The sequence below is a fragment of the Buttiauxella gaviniae ATCC 51604 genome (assembly GCF_001654835.1).
GTDB lineage: Bacteria > Pseudomonadota > Gammaproteobacteria > Enterobacterales > Enterobacteriaceae > Buttiauxella > Buttiauxella gaviniae.
The window spans coordinates 13534-33903 of the sequence record NZ_LXEP01000034.1; the positions used below are offsets into that span (position 1 = coordinate 13534).

Genomic DNA, 20370 nt, shown 5'->3' on the forward strand with positions numbered 1-20370 from the left:
CAACGTCAAAAGCTAAGGTCAAAATCCGAACCGGTTTTGACCTTGTTCCCGCTATATATTACAGCGGCTTCCGCTCCCCACTCACAACCGGGTTCTTCGGATTACTACTCCACTCATACCAGCCGCCGTCGTACACACCCACATTCTGCCAACCCATCGCACGGGCATACATGAAGGTTTCAGACGCACGCCAGCCGGTACCACAATAAAACGCGACATGCTGATCCGGGGTAATATTCCAGCTTTTCCACATCGCCGCGATGTCGTCAGCAGAACGCATTGTGCCATCAGGATTGTGGAAATCTTCCATATGCGTGGAGTCAGAACCGGCATGACCCCAACGAGCGCCTGCAATCTCACCTTTTGGCTTGATGTAGCTATAGCCGCTGGTGGCGCCGATAAACTCAGGCCATGAACGAATACTGACCAGTGACGCATCTTTACGGCCCAACAGCCCACGAGCCTGCTCTGTATCAAGCATCAGCTGTGGCTGGCCTGGGAATGGCGCACCAAAGTCTGCCGCAGGTTTAACATCACCCGGTAAACCGCGTTCCACAGGCAATTTGGCATCGGACCAGCTCTGCCAGCCGCCATCAAGTAAACGTACATCTTTAACACCTGCATACAGCAGAATTTGTGCGACGCGTGCCGCAGCGTAGACATCACGCCCGTACATCACCACGGTGGTGTCATGGCGAATTCCGTGTTTGGCTAACAACGCCTTGAGCTTGTCGTCGGATACTTTATTCCACAACGGCTCACTTTCGATATCGTTGGTATCGATGTAATCAGCACCTGGAATATGGCTCAGCAAATACTGCTTAGGCGCCCCCCAGGCGGCTTCGATAATTTTCACTTCGCCTGCAGGCTGTGCCGCAACAGGTTTATTCTGCATCAGGTTATGTAACCACTGCGGGTAAACAAGCTGCTCGAAGTGAGCCATTTTCTGCAAGCGCGCAGGCTGCTGCAAAGCATCGGAGAGCAGGGCGATATGTGTGTAGCCCAGATTAGTCAGGCGCTCTTTAACTGCTTTTGTTTCAGCGCCTTGACCATACAGCGCAATCAGGCTGTCTGGTGCAATAGCGTGCTGTTTTGCCCACTCTTGCAGCTGCTCATCATTCATCATGGCCAACCAGCTGGCAGATAAATTCAGTGCAGCAGGTTCATGCCCACCCACACCGTGAACGGTTTGTGGCCAGCCGTTATAAAAAGCACTTGGACGTGTATCAATAACCACGCCTTTTTGCGCCTGAATATTGGAGAAAGTCATCTGAGAAGGCTGACCTGCGGCGAAAGCCATGTGCGCCAACCCGGATAACATCAAGGCGGCGGTTAGTTGAGAAACACGTTTCATCTTATAACCTGAAAAGAAGAGAAAAAAAGAGCCGCTATTCTTGCCGAATAACGGCGGCTATTCTTTGCGATAACGCATAATTATGTATGACAAATTAATAGTCGGAACCATTGACCGTAACAATATGCCCGCCTGTGGGTATATCTTGCGGATCGTGTGTTACCAGTACCACCGGAATGGCTTGTTGCTCAACCTGCTGCCAGACGAACTGACGGAACTGCTCACGTAAGGTTTGATCCAATCGTGAAAATGGCTCATCGAGCAATAACGCTTCGGGTTTCGCCAGTAAAGCCCGCAACACGCTAACGCGCGCGCGCTCACCGCCGGAAAGTGTTGCAGGGTCGCGTCGAGAAAAATGGGTTAGCTGCGCATTTGCCAGCGCTTGTTCGACATAAAACCGCCGCTGTTCGCGCCCTTTAATTGTCGCGGGAAGGGCCATCGCCAGGTTTTGTCCAACATTCAAATGCGCAAACAACAGCGCATCCTGAAACAGAATGCCAATATTTCGCCGCGCGGTTGGGTGAGTATCGCGGCGTTGCTGGTTAAGCCACAGCTCCCCTTTAACGCTAAATTCCGCTGGCAGCGCGCCAATCATCCAACTTAGAAATGTCGATTTTCCTGCCCCAGAGGGGCCCATCAGCGTCAACACCTCACCGGGGGAGACGGTGAAGCTCATATTCTGAATCAACGAGCGGGTGGCATTAGAAATAGAACAATCCTGAACACGCAGCATTAGCGTAATCCTTGTCGATAATGGGTGAACAGACTGCTGAGCTGTCGCATGGCAATAAACATGATTGCCGGAAGTAGCATTTGTAGCAACGCCTGAATGGCCTGCTGTTGCGGGTCGCCGCCGCTACTTAGTGCCACAGTTTCTGTTGTGACAGAGGTAAAGCGCCCGGCACCTGCGTATAGCGTCGGTAAATATTGCGCCACGCTCACCGAAAACCCGACAGCCAGTGCTGCCAGTAGCGGGCGGATAAGCAATGGCAGCTTGACCCAGCATAAAATCTTCCACGGTGACCAGCCAAATGTTTGCGCGGTAATCGTCAGGCGCGAATCAAACTGTTGCCATGCGGGGCGTGCGACCAGAAGCATGTAGGGGACAACCCACAGCAAATGGCTCCAGATAACACCGAGCCAACTACCGTCCTGCTCCATAACCAGCAATATCTGATATTGCCCAGCAACCAACGGTAGAGCGGGTAAGAAAAGCGGTAGCGCAAGGCAGAGATCAAAGCGTGAACTTCCCCCTTCCAGCCACAGAACAACCACCAGTAAACCTGTCAGACTACTTGCCAGCGCCAGCACTAACGTGGTGATTAAAGGTGACAGTTCAGTCGCTTGCCAGCCGGAAAGGGCGAATGCATCGGGCAAGAGAGCCGGGTAAAACCAGCCGTCTGCAAATGACCACAGCACCAGCATTGCTATCGCTGCAACGCCTGTGAGGGTCATGATAAAACCTGAGCCTAATGCCAGAGGCTGAATGCAGAGTTGATGGCGCTTCCCGGAAAATTGTCCCAGGCAGCGGCGGCTCAACCCCCATATGGCGTAGCCAATGGTGCTAAAAATTACCAGCATCACCACCAGCAGCATTGACGTTAACATGCCCATTGCCACACGTTGTGGATCGGCATCGTTAAGCCACTGCCAGGCCAGAACGGCGAGTGTTGGTGGATTGGATGGACCCAGAATGATTGCCACATCAACGACAGACAGGCTGTAGGCCACTACCGCCAACAATGCCCATTTCAGGCGCGGCAATAACTGTGCGACCAGCACCCGCATACGGCTTTGCAATGGGCCATAACCCAGGCTTTGTGCCACGGTAAGCTGTTGGGAAAGGGATTGCTGGTTGAGCTGCGTGCTGGCAATCCATAGCAGGAACCAGCACTCTTTCAGCGCCAGCAAGATACCCAGCCCAACACCATTTTCATCAAGATGAAACGACACGCTGCAAAGACGCGCCAGCCAGCCGTTATCGGAAAGCAGGAATAAAAAACCGCTGGCAAAAGCGACGTGTGGTAGAGCTAAAAGTAATGGCAGTCGCGAGGTCAAACGTTGCCAGTGCGCGCCAGGCCATAAGCCGCAAAGCAGGATAAGGCAGAGAGTTAACGAGCCGACAACACTAATCATGGTCGAATATAGTGTTGCTTGCAGTGCACCGGGCCACTGGTTATCGGCCCAAAGCTGATGCCAGATATCGGGCATCAACATCGGTTTTGCCATCATCACCAAGCCTGGTAGCAGCGGAGCAAAAACGCACCCCACGGCAAGCAAGGCTAAGGCGCGTTGCAGCCCGCGGTTACTCACTTCGCTCCGTAGCGCTGTAACCACTCTTTTTCTAGCGCATCAACCCAGGCAGCATGAGGTTCAGCCAGATATGGCACCGCCTGCTGATGGGTTGGTTTTTGCGCATCGAGCTGTTCATTTAATGGCGCAGGTAGCGTTGCGCTATCCAGAATGGTGGCATCACCCCAGATTGCTGGGGTAGCTTTGCGAATTTGCGCTTGTGGCGACATCAGGAAATTTGCCAGCACCTGAGCTCCAGCCTGGGCGCGGGCATTGGCTGGGATAGTCACAAAATGGACATTGCCCAACATGCCTTGTGCAAAGCCAAAGGCCTGTGCTGTTTTTGGCAGTTGCTTGCGGTCGATAAGGTTATCGACGTGTGCGGGATTGAACGTCATAGAAAACAGTAACTCACCGTCTGCCAGCATACGGTCCATGCGCGCGGGTGTTGGTGGGAAAGCTTTACCTTCGCGCCACAGTAGAGGATGCAGTTTATCCAGGTACTCCCACAGTGGAGCAGTGACTTGCTTAAAGGTTGTGGGATCCGGCGGCAGGCGTAGCGCCTGTGAGTCGTGGGTCAGCACGATCAGTAACTGCTCGATAAACGCCGTACCGGTGAAATCAGGTGGGCGAGGATAACTCAGTTTGCCAGGGTGTGCTTTGGCGAATGCCAGTAATTCAGCCGCGCTGCGTGGGAATTTCATATCCGCTTGCTTGTTACCAATCAACATCAACTGTGCGCTACCCCACGGCGCTTCGGCCCCCTCCGTCGGCTGGGAGAAATCTTCGCGTACCGGTTTTTTCTGGTCAACATAGCGCCAGTTGGGTAATTCCCATGCCCAGCCTTCTTTCAACAATCCAGCTTGTTTCAATGTGCGGAAGTTTTCACCGTTGACCCACAGTAAATCAACTGAACCATTTTCTTTGCGTCCGGCGGCGGCTTCACTCTGAATGCGTTTTACCGCATCAGCGGCATCAGCCAGGCGCACTACTTTCACCGTCACGCCGTACTGCTGCTTCATTTCACTTGCTACCCAGTCGAGATAACTGTTTACCGCTGGGTCGCCACCCCAGGCGTTGAAGTAAACGGTCTGGCCGTTCGCCTGCTGGCGCAGAGCGTCCCAGTTGGTGGGTTGTGCAAAGGCTGTGAAGCTGAACGCAACAAGCGACAGCAAAAGCGTTAAAAGGCGCAAAGTGGGGTCCTTAGGATTTTCGGAGCATGCGGACTAACCGGCGTGACGCCAGCGGCAGCAAACCCAACAAAATAAACATCACGATCATGCCGGGTGAAAGAATATCGCTAAGGGTACGCAACTGGCTCAGTTGGCGCCCTGCGTTGAGATAAACGACGATCGCCGGCAGCATCCCGACAAGGCTAACGGCAAAATAGCGCAGCGTTTTGATTGGCGTCAGGCCCATCAACAAATTTATCAGAAAGAACGGGAAAACCGGTGTTAGTCGCAGCGCAAAAAGATAGTACAACCCTTCGCGCTCCATGCCTCGGTTAATCGACGACATCGGCGCGGCAAAACGAAGCTGTACCCAGTCACGTAACAAATAGCGGCTGATGAGCATCGCGAGTGTTGCACCACAGGTTGCAGCCAGCGCCACCAGCACGGTTCCCTGAATCAAACCAAATTGCGAACCTGCCAGCAGCGTTAAGAGTGTGGCACCGGGAATCGAAAGGGTGGTGACCACAACATAAATCACAAAAAATGCCAGTGCCGTTTGCAGCGGATGCAGCTGATGCCAGGTAGAGAATTGTGCCTGGTATTGTTGCAGTGCCGCCAGGCTACCCGGCGGCAGGAAGATAATTAGCAGGATAAAAACAACCACCAGAGCGGCAAAAAGTAACTTACGCATCGGGCAAGAAACCGTAGCGCCAGGTGATGTTCATACAACGTCCTTACAGTTTAAATTCAGCCCACACTGGTGCATGGTCAGAAGGTTTTTCCATGCTACGAATATCGTAATCGATGCCAGTAGCGATGCAGCGCTCAGCCAGCGGTTGGCTTGCCAGAAGCAGGTCAATACGCAGACCGCGGTTGTCATCAAAGCCTTTTGAGCGGTAATCAAACCATGAAAACTTGTCGTTGGTTTCCGGGTTAGCGTGGCGGAACGTATCAACCAGGCCCCAGCTTTTCAGACGATCCATCCATTCACGTTCTTCTGGCAGGAAGGAGCATTTACCTGTACGCAACCAACGTTTGCGGCTGTCTTCACCAATACCGATATCCAGGTCCGTCGGGCTGATATTCACATCGCCCATAATCAGCACCGGGTTGTCTTTATTCAGTTCGCTATCGAGGAAGTTTTGCAGGTCTTGGTAGAACTTCGCTTTGGCCGGGAATTTGGTAGGGTGGTCGCGGCTTTCGCCCTGTGGGAAGTAACCGTTAATCACCGTCAGGTTGCCTAAAGGCGTTGGAAGCTCCGCCATAATGATACGGCGTTGTGCCTCTTCATCATCACCCGGGAAGCCACGGCGAACCGAAATCGGCGTCTCTTTAGTTAATAACGCCACACCGTAATGGCCTTTCTGACCATGATAAAAGACGTTGTAGCCCAGCTTAGCGACATCTTCGAGCGGGAACATATCGTCGTGGACTTTTGTTTCCTGCAAACCGATAACATCAGGCTGATGTTGTTCGACAATGGCTTGAAGTTGATGTGGGCGGGCGCGCAGGCCGTTGATATTAAAAGAGACGAATTTCATAAGTCGCTGCCGTGGTTGCTTAACAATGTTGCAGGATGGTAGCAGAAAAAGCGGGGAAGCGAGACTGATGGCAAATTATTTCATGGGGGCGAATTCGAACTGAGCAAAATCTGCACCAAAATACGCCATGTCGCCCCGTTTTGGGGCGTAAACAACGTGCAAACCCCATCATCGATCACAAATCCAGTATTATATTTTACCACTGCATAATCTTTCTTGTTTTTATCTGGCGATCCAAGCGGCACCGTAAAACTATGCACTATATATTCACTTTATGTGAATAGTGGTGGTGCGTAAGCTATTGATTTAACAATCCAACCTCTCTGTTATTCATTTATATCGCTGGCTGGCACGAAGCGTGCAATCTACATTTACAGCGCAAACACTCAATTATTTAACATCTAAATAACTTTTTATTTACCGGAAGAGGTCGCTATGTCGCAGTCAATTACCCGCCAGAATTTCGACGAATGGATGATGCCCGTTTATGCTCCCGCCTCTTTTATTCCGGTACGAGGTGAAGGCTCGACATTGTGGGATCAGCAAGGCAAAGATTATATCGACTTTGCGGGTGGAATTGCGGTTAACGCCCTGGGTCACGCCAACCCGGAACTGCGCAAAGCGCTGGAAGAACAAGCGGCAAAATTCTGGCATACCGGCAATGGCTACACCAACGAGCCGATTCTGCGCCTGGCAAAACAGCTGATTGATGCCACGTTTGCCGATAAAGTCTTCTTCTGCAACTCAGGGGCGGAAGCCAACGAAGCGGCGTTAAAACTGGCACGTAAATATGCGCACGATAATTTTGGCCCGCAGAAAAGCGGCATCGTTGCTTTCAAAAATGCTTTCCACGGCCGCACGCTGTTTACGGTTTCGGCGGGTGGACAACCTGCTTACTCACAAGATTTTGCGCCATTACCGCCGCAAATCAGCCACGCCATTTATAACGATCTGCAATCTGCCAGCGAATTGATTAATGAAAATACTTGCGCAGTGATTGTGGAGCCAATGCAGGGCGAAGGCGGAGTGGTGCCTGCTGATCCAACGTTCCTGCAAGGTTTGCGTGAACTGTGTGACCGCCACAACGCAGTGCTGATTTTTGATGAAGTGCAAACAGGTGTTGGCCGCACCGGTGAGTTGTACGCCTATATGCATTACGGCATCACGCCGGACGTACTTTCTACCGCTAAAGCTTTGGGCGGCGGTTTCCCGATTGGCGCGATGCTGACCACCGATAAATTCTCTAAAGTGATGGTAGTAGGCACTCACGGCACAACTTATGGCGGTAACCCGTTGGCAGGTGCCGTTGCAGGCCGGGTGATGGAAATCATCAATACGCCTGAAGTGCTTAACGGTGTTAAACAGCGCCACGCCTGGTTTGTTGAGCGTTTAAACAAGATAAACCAGAAACATCAGCTGTTTAGTGAAGTACGTGGCCTGGGGCTGTTAATTGGCTGCGTTCTGCAACCGGAATACAGCGGAAAAGCTAAACTTATCTTACAGGCCGCGGCACAGGAAGGCTTGATGATGCTAATCGCCGGGGCGAATGTCGTACGTTTTGCTCCAGCGTTGATTGTCAGCGAAGCTGAAGTGCAAAAAGGGCTGGATCGTTTTGAGCGCGCCTGTGAACGCTTTATTGCGGGAGAGCAATCATGATGATTATCCGTCCGGTTGAGCGCGGTGATTTATCCGGGCTGATGGAGATGGCGGGTAAAACAGGCGGCGGCTTGACTTCACTGCCAGCGGATGAAAAAACGCTGTCTGAACGTATCGAACGCTCAATTAATACCTGGCAGGGTGGCCTGCCAGAAGGCGACCAGGGCTATGTTTTCGTGCTGGAAGATACTGTAATCGAACGTGTGGTGGGGATTTGTGCCATCGAAGTGGCGGTTGGGCTAAACGACCCCTGGTACAACTACCACGTGGGAACCCATGTTCATGCCTCTAAAGAACTGAATATTTACAACGCGTTGCCGACGTTGTTTCTCAGCCACGATCACACCGGCAGCAGCGAGCTTTGCACGCTATTCCTCGACGCTGACTGGCGCAAAGAGGGCAACGGTTACCTGCTTTCCAAATCACGTTTTCTGTTTATGGCAGCCTTCCGTGACCGTTTTAACGAAAAAGTGGTGGCCGAGATGCGTGGTGTGATTGACGAGCATGGTCATTCACCGTTTTGGGAAAGCCTCGGTAACCGTTTCTTTTCTATGGAATTTAGCCGTGCCGATTACTTGTGCGGCACCGGGCAAAAAGCGTTTATCGCCGAATTAATGCCAAAGCACCCGATTTACACCGATTTCCTCTCACTTGAAGCGCGGGAAGTGATTGGCAAAGTCCACCCGCAAACTGCGCCTGCACGGGCGGTGCTGGAAGCCGAAGGTTTCCGTTATCGCAATTACGTGGATATTTTTGACGGTGGCCCAACACTTGAGTGCGATATCGACCGCGTAAGAGCGATTCGCAAAAGCCGCCTGGTTGAAGTAGCCATCGGGCAACCGGCGACCGAAGATCTACCGATGTGTCTGGTAGCCAATGAAAAATATAACGATTTCCGCGCCATGCTGATTAAGGCAAATCCAAAAGGTGACCGGCTTGTGATTGATGCCGTTACCGCAGATGCCCTGAAATGCAGCGCTGGCGATAAAGTACGTCTGGTGCGTTTGTGCCCCGAGGAGAAAAAAGTATGACTCAGTGGATTAATGGACAGTGGCTTTCCGGGCAGGGCGAATCATTACAAAAACATAACCCGGTAAACGGTGATTTGCTGTGGGAAGGGGTTGCAGCTAATACAACTCAGGTAGAGCAGGCATGTAACGCTGCGCGCGCTGCATTCCCGGCGTGGGCAAAACGCCCGTTTGCCGAGCGCCAGGCTATCGTCGAAAAGTTCGCGGCGCTGCTTGAAGCCAACAAAGAAGCCCTGACAGTGACCATTTCCCAGGAAACGGGCAAGCCGCGCTGGGAAGCGGCGACTGAAATCACCGCGATGGTGAACAAAATCTCCATCTCGATTAAGGCTTACCACACGCGCACCGGCGAAACGCACACTCCGATGCCAGATGGTGCAGCAACATTGCGCCACCGCCCGCACGGTGTTCTGGCAGTCTTTGGTCCGTACAACTTCCCTGGACACTTGCCGAATGGGCACATTGTGCCGGGCTTGCTGGCTGGCAATACCATCGTATTTAAACCTAGCGAACTGACGCCGCTGATTGGCGAGCAAGTGATGGAGTTGTGGCAGCAGGCGGGCGTGCCGGATGGCGTGTTGAACCTGGTGCAGGGCGGGCGCGAAACCGGCCAGGCACTGGCGCAGCAATCGACGCTGGATGGCCTGCTATTTACCGGCAGCGCGAATACCGGCTACCAACTTCATCGCCAGTTTGCCGGGCAGCCGGAAAAAATTCTCGCCCTCGAAATGGGGGGCAACAACCCGCTGATCGTTGAAGACCCACAAGATATCGACGGTGCCGTTCATCTGGTGATTCAGTCGGCATTTGTCACCGCCGGGCAACGCTGTACTTGCGCCCGTCGCTTGCTTGTAAAACAGGGTGCGCAGGGTGATGCATTCTTAAAACGCCTGGTAGAAGTGGCGGCGCGTATTCGCCCCGACGCGTGGGATGCCACACCGCAGCCATTTATCGGCGGGCTTATCTCCGTTCAGGCGGCAGAGCGCGTGCTAACTGGCTGGCAGGAACATATCGCGCGTGGCGGCAAAGCGCTGCTGGAGCCAAAACTGGTGAAAGCGGGCACCTCGCTTCTGACGCCGGGAATTGTCGAGTTAACTGGTGTCGCAAATGTGCCCGATGAAGAAGTGTTTGGGCCGTTACTGACCGTTTATCGTTATGCCGACTTCGATGATGCTATCGCGATGGCGAATGACACACGTTATGGGCTGGCAAGCGGCCTCATTTCTCCGCATCGCGAGCAGTTTGACCAGTTGTTACTCGAAGCTCGCGCCGGGATTGTTAACTGGAATAAACCATTAACGGGCGCGTCGAGTGCGGCACCGTTCGGCGGCGTGGGCGCATCTGGTAACCACCGCGCCAGCGCCTGGTACGCGGCTGATTACTGCGCATGGCCGATGGCGACACTGGAAAGCCCGTCATTCCCGCTGCCCGCCACCCTGAGTCCGGGACTTGATTTTAGCGGTAAGGAATAATCATGAAAGCGCGTGAAGTTAATTTTGATGGACTGGTGGGCTTGACCCACCATTACGCCGGGCTTTCTTTCGGTAATGAAGCATCAACCAAACACCAGTTCCGTGTTTCCAACCCAAAGCTTGCTGCGAAACAAGGTTTGCTGAAGATGAAAGCGCTGGCGGATGCGGGGTTTGCACAAGGTGTCATTCCACCGCAAGAGCGGCCCAATATTCCGCTGCTGCGCCAGTTGGGTTTTAGCGGCAGCGATGAACAGATTGTTGAACGCGTAGCAAAACAAGCGCCACAACTGCTGTCGGCGGTGAGTTCAGCTTCCTCAATGTGGGTAGCAAATGCCGCGACGGTCAGCCCATCAGCAGATACCCTCGATGGTAAAGTCCACTTCACCGTGGCGAACCTGAACAACAAGTTCCACCGTGCAAGTGAAGCACCGACCACAGAAAAGGTGTTACGGGCCATCTTCCGTAATGAACAGTATTTTTCTGTTCACGGCGCACTTCCACAGGTGGCGATGTTTGGTGACGAAGGGGCGGCAAACCATAACCGCCTCGGTGGCGCGTATGGCGAGCCATCGACGCAGCTTTTTGTCTATGGCCGCGAAGAGGCAAAAGAAGGGCTGGTACCTGCTCGTTACCCGGCTCGCCAGACGCTCGAAGCAAGTCAGGCTGTCGTCAGGCTTAACCAGGTGAACCCGGACTTAGTGGTTTACGCGCAACAAAACCCGACGGTTATCGATCAGGGCGTGTTCCATAACGACGTAATTGCGGTGTCGAACCGCCAGGTATTGTTCTGCCATGAGCAGGCATTTCTTCATCAACATGCGTTATACGAGCAGTTGCGTGTTAAAGTGCCCGGATTCACGCCTATTGAAGTTCCCGCAAATAAAGTTTCAGTGGCCGATGCGGTCGCAACTTATCTGTTTAACAGCCAGTTATTAAGCCGTGACGATGGCAGCATGACGCTGATTTTGCCAGAAGAGTCCCGCCAGCATGTAGGGGTCTGGCATTATCTCAACGAAGTGCTGGCAGCCGATAACCCAATCAGCGAACTCAAAGTGTTTGACCTGCGCGAAAGCATGGCAAATGGCGGCGGCCCGGCATGTTTACGTCTGCGAGTTGTACTGAGCGAAGCGGAACAAAAAGCGTTAAACCCAGCGGTGATGATGAACGAAACGTTGTTTGTCACGCTCAATAACTGGGTGGACCGTTGGTATCGTGACCAACTGACTCAGGCTGATTTAGCTGACCCACAGTTGTTGCGAGAAGGGCGCGAAGCACTCGATGAACTAACCCGTATACTAGACTTAGGTTCTGTTTATCCATTTCAACATTAAGAGCCTGCCTGGCAGGCTCTAACAGGAGGCACAATGTTGGATTTTTTGGCGCAAACCCTGGCGGGTAAAGTGCCAACTCCGAGCGCCGGAGAAAATGCCCATCTGCATTGGCAGTGGTGGGATGAAGGTATTTTGACACTGGCCCCACATCAGGCGACGCAAAAGACACTGGTGTTGTCGGCAGGAGTCCACGGAAACGAGACTGCGCCGGTAGAAATTCTTGCGCAGCTGGTGGACAGCCTGGTTGCCGGTGAAATAGCGTTGCAGTGGCGGTTGCTGGTTATTCTGGGCAATCCTGCGGCACTGCGCAGCAATCAGCGCTACCAGCACAGCGATATGAATCGTATGTTTAGCGGCGGTTGGCAGCAATTCCCTGAAAGCATTGAAACACAACGTGCCTGCCGACTTGAGCATGCGTTGGATCTGTTTTTGGCGGAATGTGAAGAGACCATCTGCTGGCATCTGGATATGCATACCGCAATTCGCAGCTCTTATCACCCGCGTTTTGGAGTCTTGCCTTCGCGTCCATTGCCATATGATGAGGAATTTCTCTCCTGGCTGGGCTGTGCGGGATTACAGGCGCTGGTGTTTCATCAGGAACCTGGTGGCACTTTTACCCATTTCAGCAGCGAACATTTCAATGCGCTCAGTTGCACACTTGAGTTGGGCAAAGCACAGCCTTTTGGCGAAAACGATCTCAGCCAGTTTGAGGTGACAAAGCAGGCGTTGCGGGCATTGCTAAGCGGCGAGGCGCCAGAGCCCATTGAAGGTAATCCGTTACGCTATAAAGTGGCGCAGCAGATTACGCGCCACAGTGATGCCTTTGTGTTGCATATGTCAGCGCAAACACAGAACTTCACCGCATTCCCGAAAGGCACATTGCTGGCTGAAGATGGCAACACGCAATATGTGGTGAAAGAAGATGTCGAGTTTGTTTTATTCCCTAATCCTAATGTTGCAACGGGATTACGTGCGGGATTAATGCTGCGCGAAATTTAATATGTATTGGCCTCAGCAGTGGGGCCAATAAATAATCACCGGGCAAACAACAATATACAGATAAATCTTAGTTGGCGGCTTTATCCATTCTGCATATTGCTATACACTCTCTTCATAATTGCTTTAAAATCATTGCTTTGTTATATACTGTTTCAATTCCCCTTTGTTTATCCTTATTCTCTTCATAATTGCTGCAATTTTGTTTTTCTCCCTTTCAATGCTTTACCTATGGGGACTATTACTTGACGCACAACCCCGTAAACTTAATTTCGTCAACGCGGCAAACCTTGTCGTAATAGAAATCAGAATAGGAATAAACAATATGCGTAAATTAACAGCTCTTTTTGTTGCTTCAACTCTGGCTCTCGGCGCGGCGAACCTGGCTCACGCGGCTGATACCACTACCGCTGCAAAAACTGATGCAACCATGACGCACCATAAAGGTATGCGTGGTGGTCACCACGATATGATGTTTAAGGATTTAAACCTGACTGACGCGCAGAAACAACAAGTGCGCGACATCATGAAAGAACAGCGCGGTAAAATGGAGCGCCCTTCAGTAGAAGAGCGCCGTGCGGCGCATAACATTATTGCCAGCGACAGCTTCGATAAGGCTAAAGCGCAGGCTCAGGTAGATAAAATGGCTGAGCAGAACAAAGCTCGCATGATGGCTCATATGGAAACGCAGAATAAGATCTACAACATTCTGACGCCGGAACAGAAAAAACAATTTAATGCCAATTTTGAGAAGCGTCTGACAGAACGTCCTCAACATGAAGGTAAAATGCCTGCTGATCAGGAATAACTGATCGACTGACTTAAGACCGCCGGTCTTGTCCACAATAGCGATATCGCAGTGGACAGGACCGGCGGTTTTCTTGTTTTTGTCGGATGTCACTGCGCTAATCCGACCTACGGAAAATGGTTTGTAGGGGGGATTAGCCGCAGGCGACATCCACCATTTTGAATATCAGGCAATCTGCTGCGCGCTACTCAACATTGAGCGGATAAGTTGCTCAAGCAACGGTTGCAATTGCTCGGCACGATCGGAGCGCCATGCAAACGGTGCCTGCTCATCCATATAATTGCACTGCGCAAGTTCCAACTGCACCGCATGAACCCCTTGCGCCGGTTGACCATAGGCGCGGGTGATATAACCGCCTTTAAAGCGCCCGTTCGCCACCCAGCTAAATTGCTTTTGTGATGCCGCACAAGCCACCAGATGCTCTTCTATCAACTCATCACAGCTTTTACCGCCGTTAGTACCGAAATTAAGATCCGGAAGCTTACCTTCAAACAAACGCGGAATATGGCTGGCGATGGAATGGGCATCAAACAGTAGCGCATAGCCGTGCTCCGCTTTCATTCTCTCCAGCTCACTTTGCAACTGCTGATGGTAAGGCTGCCAGATATTGTCCAGTGCCGCTTTACGTTGTTCCGGACTCGGCTCTTTTCCTGGAATAAACACCGGGGTGCCATCAAATAGCGTTTCAGGATACAGACCGGTGGTGGCGGTGGTATAGAGAGGTTTATCGTCCGCCGGGCGGTTGAGGTCGATAACCATGCGCGAATAATTGCCGGTAATCACGCTTGCGCCCAATGCGTGAACAAAATCATAAAGCTTTGGGATATGCCAGTCGGTGTCAGGCAATGGTTTTGCTGCATCGCTTAGGGCCGATTCAACGTCTGGCGTTAGTGCGGTGCCTGCGTGTGGAATGCTGATAAGGATTGGCAATTTCCCACGACTGAAATCAAAAGGTGCTGTCACGTTTCTCTCCCTGATAAATAACGGTACAGGGCAATTGCCCCCCTAACCAATAGACCAGTTCTGCGGGACGTGCCACGGGCCAGTGCACAAAGTTAGCAACTTTTCCGCACTCAAGGCTGCCGTGGCTTTCACGGATACCCAATGCCTGCGCGGCATGCAGCGTGACACCCGCCAGCGCTTCTTCAGGGGTTAAACCAAACAGAGTACAGGCCATATTGAGCATTAAACGCAATGATAATGCAGGCGAGGTGCCAGGGTTGGCATCACTTGCGACCGCCATCGGCACACCATGTTTGCGGAACGCAGCAACCGGCGGCTGTTGCTTTTCACGTAACAGATAAAACGCGCCAGGTAGCAATACGGCAACGGTATTGACTTCAGCCATTGCTTGCGCGTCAGCATCAGTTGCGTATTCAAGGTGGTCGGCAGATAACGCCTGAAAACGAGCGGCAAGAGTGCTGCCGGCCAGTGCTGAAAGTTGTTCAGCGTGGAGTTTTACAGGCATTCCCAGAGTGCGGGCGGCGCTAAAAACCTTCTCGGTTTGGGCCGGGCTAAAAGCCAGATGCTCACAGAATGCATCTACGGCATCAGCCAGTTTTTCCTGTGCTACACGCGGGAGTAACTGTTCGCAAACCACTTCAACCCATCTGTCGCTATCACCGCTAAACTCAGGAGGAACGGCGTGAGCCGCAAGGCAGGTGGCGTACACTTCAACCGGGAGGATTTCGCCTAGTCGACGGATAACGCGCAGCATTTTGATTTCATTTTCGATATCCAGCCCGTATCCCGACTTAATCTCAACCGTCGTCACGCCTTCTTGCAGCAAATGTTGCAGACGCTGGCGGGCAGAATGCAGCAAATCATCTTCATCGGCTTCGCGCGTACTGCGGACGGTGGAAATAATGCCGCCACCACGTGCGGCAATTTCTGCGTAACTCATTCCATTCAGGCGCATTTCAAATTCTGCGCTGCGGTCGCCACCAAATACCAAATGAGTGTGGCAATCAATAAAGCCCGGAGTGATTATCCCGCCATCAAAGTGGTGATGTGCCTGCGCTGAAATGTCGGGCAGCTCAGCGCGAGCGCCCAGCCAAACGATTTTCCCCTGATGCACTGCGATAACACCATCTTCAATCAACTGGTATTGCCCATTCGCCATTGTGACAAGCGTTGCACCGCTCCACAGGCTGTCGATGCTACGAGGGTAAGTCATGACATTCTCCACATCAGGTTGTATAGACAATTGACTACAAGCTAGCGCAGCATGTACTTTTCGGCAACTTCAGTCATGCGAATTATGACGGGGTTAAACAAGTTTAAAATTTGGTTTGCGTTAGTCTGATTTAATCGCTAAATCATTGGCATCGCAAAAGAAGGAATCAAATCCATGCCTGCATTTTTTGCTCCAGTTGTGATGCTCCCACAAGGTTGGGGGCACAATGTGCGTATTAGCGTCAACGAACAAGGAACGATTACTCACGTCGAAGTTGGTGCTTCAGGAGAAAATGCCACACTGCTACCGGGCGTCGTGATTCCTTCTATCTCAAACTTGCACTCTCATGCGTTTCAGCGGGTGATGGCAGGATTGACGGAAGTGGCGGGCAATCCGCAGGACAGTTTCTGGACGTGGCGCGACATGATGTATCGCATGGTGCAGAAACTATCCCCTGAACAAGTCGGTGCCATTGCCACTCATTTGTACATTGATATGCTCAAGGGTGGTTACACTCAGGTTGCTGAATTTCACTATTTACATCATGACGTTAACGGAAAACCGTATGCGTCAGGTGATTTGATGCTACAGCAACTGCTGCTTGCTGCCGATAACAGTGGGATAGGGCAAACGCTGTTGCCAGTGTTGTACAGCCATGCAGGTTTTGGCGCACAACCACCAGCCGCGGGGCAAAAAAGATTTATCCAGGATGTCGATCGTTATCTGCGCCAACAACAAGCGTTGGGCAATGTATTACGCCGTTATCCTTTGATTAATCACGGTTTGTGTTTTCACTCATTACGAGCGGTGACACAGGAGCAAATGGAAGATGTTCTGGAAGCGAGTGATTACCGCTTGCCGGTTCATATCCATATTGCGGAGCAGGAGAAAGAAGTCGACGACTGCCTTGCCTGGAGCAATGAGCGCCCGGTGGAATGGCTATATAACCGCTTTGCCGTGGACGACCGCTGGTGCCTGATTCATGCCACGCACTTGTCGCCTGAAGAGTTAACCCAAATTGTTGAAAGCCGCACAGTGGCAGGTTTATGCCCAACAACCGAAGCAAATCTCGGCGATGGCATTTTCCCTGCGACCAATTTCATCGCCCAGGGCGGCCATTGGGGCGTGGGTTCTGACAGCCATGTGTCGGTTAGTGCACTGGAAGAATTACGCTGGCTTGAGTACGCACAGCGCCTGCGTGATAAAAGGCGCAACCGCATTGTGTTGCCAGAATTGCCTCAGGTTGGCGAAGTTTTGTGGCGGCAGGCTGCAGTTGGCGGGGCACAAGCCTGCGGTGTGACGATGGGGATGATTGCTCCGGGGCAGCGTGCGGACTGGCTGGTACTCGAGCGTGATTCATGGCTTGCGCATGTTGAAGATTACGCGATTCTTAACCGCTGGTTGTTTGGTGGACGCTGCGAACAAATACGAGACGTGTGGGTTGCTGGAAAACAGGTGATAACCGACAGGCAGCACCCGCTCGATGAACAAAGTAATGCACAGTTTGCGCAGGTGATGCGCACTCTTCAGGAGTGGTGATGGAATTCTTTGATATACGGAAAGTGCCCGTCAGCTTGTGGCGTAACGGGGCCGGAGAAACCCGCGAAATTTGCTGTTTTCCGCCCGCTACGCGCGATTTCAACTGGCGCGCCAGTATCGCGTCAATCGCCAGCAGCGGCGAATTTTCAGCTTTCCCTCAGGTAGACCGTGTCATCACCTTGCTTGAAGGAGGGGAGGTGGTTCTGGATGCCGGAAAGGCGTTTCGTCATACCCTAAAGCACTTTCAGCCTTTTGCTTTTGCCGGTGATTACACGGTTAAAGCCGAGCTAAAGCAGGGTATGTCGATGGATTTCAATATCATGACGCATCGTGACCGTTGCCTTGCCAAAGTGCGTGTTGCTGACCGCACGTTTACGACCTTCGCTCCGCGTGGCGGCATTGTTTATGTGCTCAGCGGTGAGTGGCAACTGGGCGACAAACTACTGACGCCAGAGCAAGGTGCGTGGTGGCAAGATGGTCGCCACACCTTGCGCTTACTGAAGTCGGAAGGAAAGCTGCTGTTTAGCGAAATTACTTATCTCTGATCACTGCCCGGTAAAACTGCCGACCAATTGATAACGCGAGCCCGGATACAGCAGTCGGGCTACCGTCACCACCTGCGAATGGTGCCAGGTGCGGCGTTGAATCAATAAACAAGGCTGGTTAGTCGTCACTTCAAGCAATCCTTGCTGCGTTTCATCTGCCAACACCGCTTCCACAATATGTTCACCCGAAGTTAGCGGTGCGACTTTGCTCAGATAATGGTGAGGCGTTTCCAGACGGAAATCTTGTTGTAGATAGTCTGGGGCAAGCGCCGGGTTCACATAGCGAGTTTCCAGCTGTACTGCCATATCGTTGTCGTAGTGAATCAGTTGCGAATAAAACAGCGGCTCGCCAACGTTGACTGAAAAGGCATGTGCCAGTTTTTCATCTGCCTTAACTTGTTCAAGCGCTACCACCTGATTGCGGTAGTGATGACCTCTCGCGGTAATCTCTTCGGCAATGCTGCCCACTTCAAGCATTGCAGTATGGCCTTTTTGCTCAGCCACAAAGGTTCCCACACCTTGCATTCGTACCAGCCAGCCTTCGCCTGTGAGTTCTCGCAACGCCCGGTTGATAGTCATTCGGCTGACATTCAGCGCATTAACCAGTTCCGTTTCCGAAGGCACTCTCTGATGAGCAAGCCAGTTCCCACTGCGGATTTGGCTGATGATTCCTTGTTTTACCCGCAGGTAAATGGGCGCAGGTAAATCACTGATGGCGGCACGCAATTGATCCAGAGGTTGGATTTCAGACATCAACGGTTCCTTAAAAATTGCATTTTGCGGCGAAAGCGCGATCTCGCTCACTGTTCAATAAAAATTACCTATGACCCGCTGGCGGTCATTTGGGTTTATTAGTTAGGTTGTCTATACAACTCTATACGTTCACATGAATTGATGCCATCAGGATGTCGCTATGTCGCTGCAAAAAAAGATTTGCTGTCTTACACCGGGGCACGTAACGCTCGCCACACTGCGTGAAATCTACCATGGAGTCGTGACTTTGAGCCTTGATTCCGGGGCCATTGATGCGGTCATTAAGTCCCAGCAAACCGTTGAGGCTATCGTCAATCATGGCGATGTGGTTTACGGCATTAATACGGGATTTGGCAAGCTGGCGCAAACCACCATTGCCAAAGAGCATCTGGCTGAATTGCAACGCAATCTGGTGCTTTCGCATAGCGTAGGTCTTGGGAAACCGTTGCCAGATGATGTGGTACGCCTGGTGATGGCCAGCAAAATTATTAGCCTTGCGCGTGGCCACTCTGGCGTGCGTATGGATGTTATCGATAGTTTATTGCGTCTGTTTAACGCGGGTGTGATGCCGGTTATCCCGGAAAAAGGCTCGGTTGGTGCATCGGGAGATTTGGCACCGCTGGCGCACCTTTCGCTGATGTTGTTGGGTGAAGGTAATGTGCGTATCAATGGCGAGGAGCTTCCAGCAATCGCCGGGTTGAAAATTGCCGGGGTCGAGCCGCTGGTGCTTGGTCCAAAAGAGGGGCTGGCGTTACTTAACGGCACGCAAGTTTCTACCGCACTGGCGTTGCGCGGCCTGTTTGAAGGCGAAAAAGTGTTTGGTGCAGGCCTTGTCGCCGGGGCGTTATCACTGGAAGCAATTAAAGGCTCAGTGAAACCTTTTGATGCACGAATTCATGAAGCGCGTGGGCAGACCGGGCAAATCGACGTAGCGGCGGCAGTCAGAGCTTTGCTTGCCGACAGTGAAATTGTTGACTCTCATCAGCATTGCGGGCGTGTGCAAGATCCTTATTCCATCCGTTGCGTACCGCAAGTAATGGGAGCATGCCTCGATAACCTGCGCCATGCAGCACGCGTATTGCAAATTGAAGCTAACGCCGCATCTGACAACCCACTGGTATTTAGCGAAACCGGAGAGGTGATTTCCGGTGGGAATTTCCATGCAGAGCCTGTGGCATTCGCCGCCGATATTATTGCGCTGGCAGTTGCTGAAATTGGCGCAATTTCTGAACGTCGCCTGGCATTACTGCTGGATACCGGTCTTTCTGGCTTACCGCCATTCCTGGTGAAAGAGGGCGGAATTAACTCAGGCTTTATGATTGCGCAGGTGACAGCCGCAGCGCTGGCATCTGAAAACAAGTCATTGGCTCATCCGGGAAGTGTGGACAGCCTGCCTACTTCAGCAAACCAGGAAGACCACGTTTCAATGGCAACTTATGCCGCGCGCCGCCTTGGTGAGATGTGTTTCAACACCGCCGCCGTAGTGGGTATTGAAGCGATGGCTGCAGCCCAGGGGATCGAGTTTTCCCGCCCATTAAGCAGTTCGCCAATCATGGAGCAGGTCTTTAATGGCGTGCGTGAACGTGTTGCCTTCCTTGATAAAGACCGCCTACTGGCTCCGGATATCGAAAGCATGCGCCAGTGGGGCTGTAGTGGTGAATTACCTGCTGTTATTACACAACTTTTCCCTTCTACGTCGGCCTGATG

General features: G+C 52.2%; 18 protein-coding genes. 9 read left to right on the plus strand and 9 right to left on the minus strand.

The window, feature by feature from the left end; genetic code table 11:
• Nucleotides 1-58: 58 nt before the first annotated feature.
• The 6 genes from M977_RS19380 to xthA form a co-directional block, all read right to left on the minus strand.
• Complete coding sequence (locus M977_RS19380; protein ID WP_064518179.1) at nucleotides 59-1354, minus strand: rhodanese-like domain-containing protein; 1296 nt, start codon at nucleotides 1352-1354, stop codon at nucleotides 59-61.
• Nucleotides 1355-1448: 94 nt separating this feature from the next.
• Nucleotides 1449-2087: an ATP-binding cassette domain-containing protein gene (locus M977_RS19385; protein ID WP_064518181.1), complete on the minus strand. Its 639-nt coding sequence runs from the start codon at nucleotides 2085-2087 to the stop codon at nucleotides 1449-1451.
• The gene (locus M977_RS19390) at nucleotides 2087-3667 is read right to left on the minus strand and encodes an ABC transporter permease (protein WP_064518183.1); all 1581 of its coding nucleotides are present in this window, start codon (nucleotides 3665-3667) and stop codon (nucleotides 2087-2089) included. The genes M977_RS19385 and M977_RS19390 overlap by 1 nt, the downstream gene beginning before the upstream one ends.
• The gene (locus M977_RS19395) at nucleotides 3664-4839 is read right to left on the minus strand and encodes an ABC transporter substrate-binding protein (protein ID WP_064518185.1); all 1176 of its coding nucleotides are present in this window, start codon (nucleotides 4837-4839) and stop codon (nucleotides 3664-3666) included. Before M977_RS19395 ends, M977_RS19390 begins: the two co-directional genes overlap by 4 nt.
• A gap of 10 nt (nucleotides 4840-4849) precedes the next feature.
• On the minus strand, nucleotides 4850-5509 hold the full coding sequence (locus tag M977_RS19400) for a TVP38/TMEM64 family protein (protein ID WP_064518187.1): 660 nt from the start codon (nucleotides 5507-5509) through the stop codon (nucleotides 4850-4852).
• A 43-nt stretch (nucleotides 5510-5552) separates the two neighbouring features.
• Nucleotides 5553-6359 carry an exodeoxyribonuclease III gene (gene xthA / locus M977_RS19405; protein ID WP_064518189.1) on the minus strand — a complete coding sequence of 269 codons (807 nt, stop codon included), beginning with the start codon at nucleotides 6357-6359 and terminating at the stop codon, nucleotides 5553-5555.
• Between the two features lie 435 nt (nucleotides 6360-6794).
• Here xthA and astC point away from each other — a divergent pair, with 435 nt between their 5' ends.
• The 6 genes from astC to spy all read left to right on the plus strand — a co-directional run bounded on the left by astC (nucleotide 6795) and on the right by spy (nucleotide 13650).
• Nucleotides 6795-8015 (plus strand): succinylornithine/acetylornithine transaminase, encoded by a 1221-nt coding sequence (astC, locus tag M977_RS19410; protein ID WP_064518191.1) that lies wholly within the window; start codon nucleotides 6795-6797, stop codon nucleotides 8013-8015.
• Nucleotides 8012-9046: an arginine N-succinyltransferase gene (gene astA / locus M977_RS19415; protein ID WP_064518194.1), complete on the plus strand. Its 1035-nt coding sequence runs from the start codon at nucleotides 8012-8014 to the stop codon at nucleotides 9044-9046. Before astC ends, astA begins: the two co-directional genes overlap by 4 nt.
• Nucleotides 9043-10515 (plus strand): succinylglutamate-semialdehyde dehydrogenase, encoded by a 1473-nt coding sequence (astD, locus tag M977_RS19420; RefSeq protein WP_064518196.1) that lies wholly within the window; start codon nucleotides 9043-9045, stop codon nucleotides 10513-10515. The genes astA and astD overlap by 4 nt, the downstream gene beginning before the upstream one ends.
• 2 nt (nucleotides 10516-10517) lie before the next feature.
• Nucleotides 10518-11846 carry an N-succinylarginine dihydrolase gene (gene astB / locus M977_RS19425; RefSeq protein ID WP_064518198.1) on the plus strand — a complete coding sequence of 443 codons (1329 nt, stop codon included), beginning with the start codon at nucleotides 10518-10520 and terminating at the stop codon, nucleotides 11844-11846.
• Between the two features lie 33 nt (nucleotides 11847-11879).
• Nucleotides 11880-12845: a succinylglutamate desuccinylase gene (astE, locus tag M977_RS19430; RefSeq protein WP_064518200.1), complete on the plus strand. Its 966-nt coding sequence runs from the start codon at nucleotides 11880-11882 to the stop codon at nucleotides 12843-12845.
• A 322-nt stretch (nucleotides 12846-13167) separates the two neighbouring features.
• A complete protein-coding gene (gene spy / locus M977_RS19435) occupies nucleotides 13168-13650 on the plus strand; it encodes an ATP-independent periplasmic protein-refolding chaperone Spy (protein WP_064518202.1) in 483 nt (160 codons plus the stop codon).
• Nucleotides 13651-13815: 165 nt separating this feature from the next.
• Here spy and hutG read toward each other — a convergent pair whose 3' ends face one another.
• Both hutG and hutI read right to left on the minus strand, forming a co-directional pair.
• Nucleotides 13816-14613 carry an N-formylglutamate deformylase gene (gene hutG, locus M977_RS19440; protein ID WP_064518204.1) on the minus strand — a complete coding sequence of 266 codons (798 nt, stop codon included), beginning with the start codon at nucleotides 14611-14613 and terminating at the stop codon, nucleotides 13816-13818.
• Complete coding sequence (gene hutI, locus M977_RS19445) at nucleotides 14597-15826, minus strand: imidazolonepropionase (RefSeq protein ID WP_064518206.1); 1230 nt, start codon at nucleotides 15824-15826, stop codon at nucleotides 14597-14599. Before hutI ends, hutG begins: the two co-directional genes overlap by 17 nt.
• A 174-nt stretch (nucleotides 15827-16000) precedes the next feature.
• Between hutI and M977_RS19450 the strand changes: the two genes are divergently transcribed.
• Together M977_RS19450 and ves are read left to right on the plus strand one after the other, a co-directional pair.
• The gene (locus tag M977_RS19450; protein WP_064518208.1) at nucleotides 16001-17365 is read left to right on the plus strand and encodes a formimidoylglutamate deiminase; all 1365 of its coding nucleotides are present in this window, start codon (nucleotides 16001-16003) and stop codon (nucleotides 17363-17365) included.
• Entirely contained in the window at nucleotides 17365-17910 is a 546-nt protein-coding gene (gene ves / locus M977_RS19455) for an environmental stress-induced protein Ves (RefSeq protein ID WP_064518210.1), read from the plus strand. Before M977_RS19450 ends, ves begins: the two co-directional genes overlap by 1 nt.
• On the opposite strand, the gene hutC is transcribed toward ves, so the two are convergent.
• Nucleotides 17911-18663: a histidine utilization transcriptional repressor HutC gene (hutC, locus tag M977_RS19460; RefSeq protein WP_064518211.1), complete on the minus strand. Its 753-nt coding sequence runs from the start codon at nucleotides 18661-18663 to the stop codon at nucleotides 17911-17913. It lies immediately after the preceding gene.
• Nucleotides 18664-18823: 160 nt separating this feature from the next.
• Between hutC and hutH the strand changes: the two genes are divergently transcribed.
• Nucleotides 18824-20368, plus strand: coding sequence for a histidine ammonia-lyase (gene hutH, locus M977_RS19465; protein ID WP_064518213.1), 1545 nt, complete (start codon nucleotides 18824-18826; stop codon nucleotides 20366-20368).
• Nucleotides 20369-20370 lie beyond the last annotated feature (2 nt).

What these genes read in the sequence shown, in the direction of transcription:
- M977_RS19380 (WP_064518179.1), bottom strand. Translation starts at nt 1,354, where the DNA reads ATGAAACGTGTTTCTCAACTAACCGCCGCCTTGATGTTATCCGGGTTG.
- M977_RS19385 (WP_064518181.1), bottom strand. Translation starts at nt 2,087, where the DNA reads ATGCTGCGTGTTCAGGATTGTTCTATTTCTAATGCCACCCGCTCGTTG.
- M977_RS19400 (WP_064518187.1), bottom strand. Translation starts at nt 5,509, where the DNA reads ATGCGTAAGTTACTTTTTGCCGCTCTGGTGGTTGTTTTTATCCTGCTA.
- xthA (WP_064518189.1), bottom strand. Translation starts at nt 6,359, where the DNA reads ATGAAATTCGTCTCTTTTAATATCAACGGCCTGCGCGCCCGCCCACAT.
- astC (WP_064518191.1), top strand. Translation starts at nt 6,795, where the DNA reads ATGTCGCAGTCAATTACCCGCCAGAATTTCGACGAATGGATGATGCCC.
- astA (WP_064518194.1), top strand. Translation starts at nt 8,012, where the DNA reads ATGATGATTATCCGTCCGGTTGAGCGCGGTGATTTATCCGGGCTGATG.
- astD (WP_064518196.1), top strand. Translation starts at nt 9,043, where the DNA reads ATGACTCAGTGGATTAATGGACAGTGGCTTTCCGGGCAGGGCGAATCA.
- astB (WP_064518198.1), top strand. Translation starts at nt 10,518, where the DNA reads ATGAAAGCGCGTGAAGTTAATTTTGATGGACTGGTGGGCTTGACCCAC.
- astE (WP_064518200.1), top strand. Translation starts at nt 11,880, where the DNA reads ATGTTGGATTTTTTGGCGCAAACCCTGGCGGGTAAAGTGCCAACTCCG.
- spy (WP_064518202.1), top strand. Translation starts at nt 13,168, where the DNA reads ATGCGTAAATTAACAGCTCTTTTTGTTGCTTCAACTCTGGCTCTCGGC.
- hutI (WP_064518206.1), bottom strand. Translation starts at nt 15,826, where the DNA reads ATGACTTACCCTCGTAGCATCGACAGCCTGTGGAGCGGTGCAACGCTT.
- M977_RS19450 (WP_064518208.1), top strand. Translation starts at nt 16,001, where the DNA reads ATGCCTGCATTTTTTGCTCCAGTTGTGATGCTCCCACAAGGTTGGGGG.
- ves (WP_064518210.1), top strand. Translation starts at nt 17,365, where the DNA reads ATGGAATTCTTTGATATACGGAAAGTGCCCGTCAGCTTGTGGCGTAAC.
- hutC (WP_064518211.1), bottom strand. Translation starts at nt 18,663, where the DNA reads ATGTCTGAAATCCAACCTCTGGATCAATTGCGTGCCGCCATCAGTGAT.
- hutH (WP_064518213.1), top strand. Translation starts at nt 18,824, where the DNA reads ATGTCGCTGCAAAAAAAGATTTGCTGTCTTACACCGGGGCACGTAACG.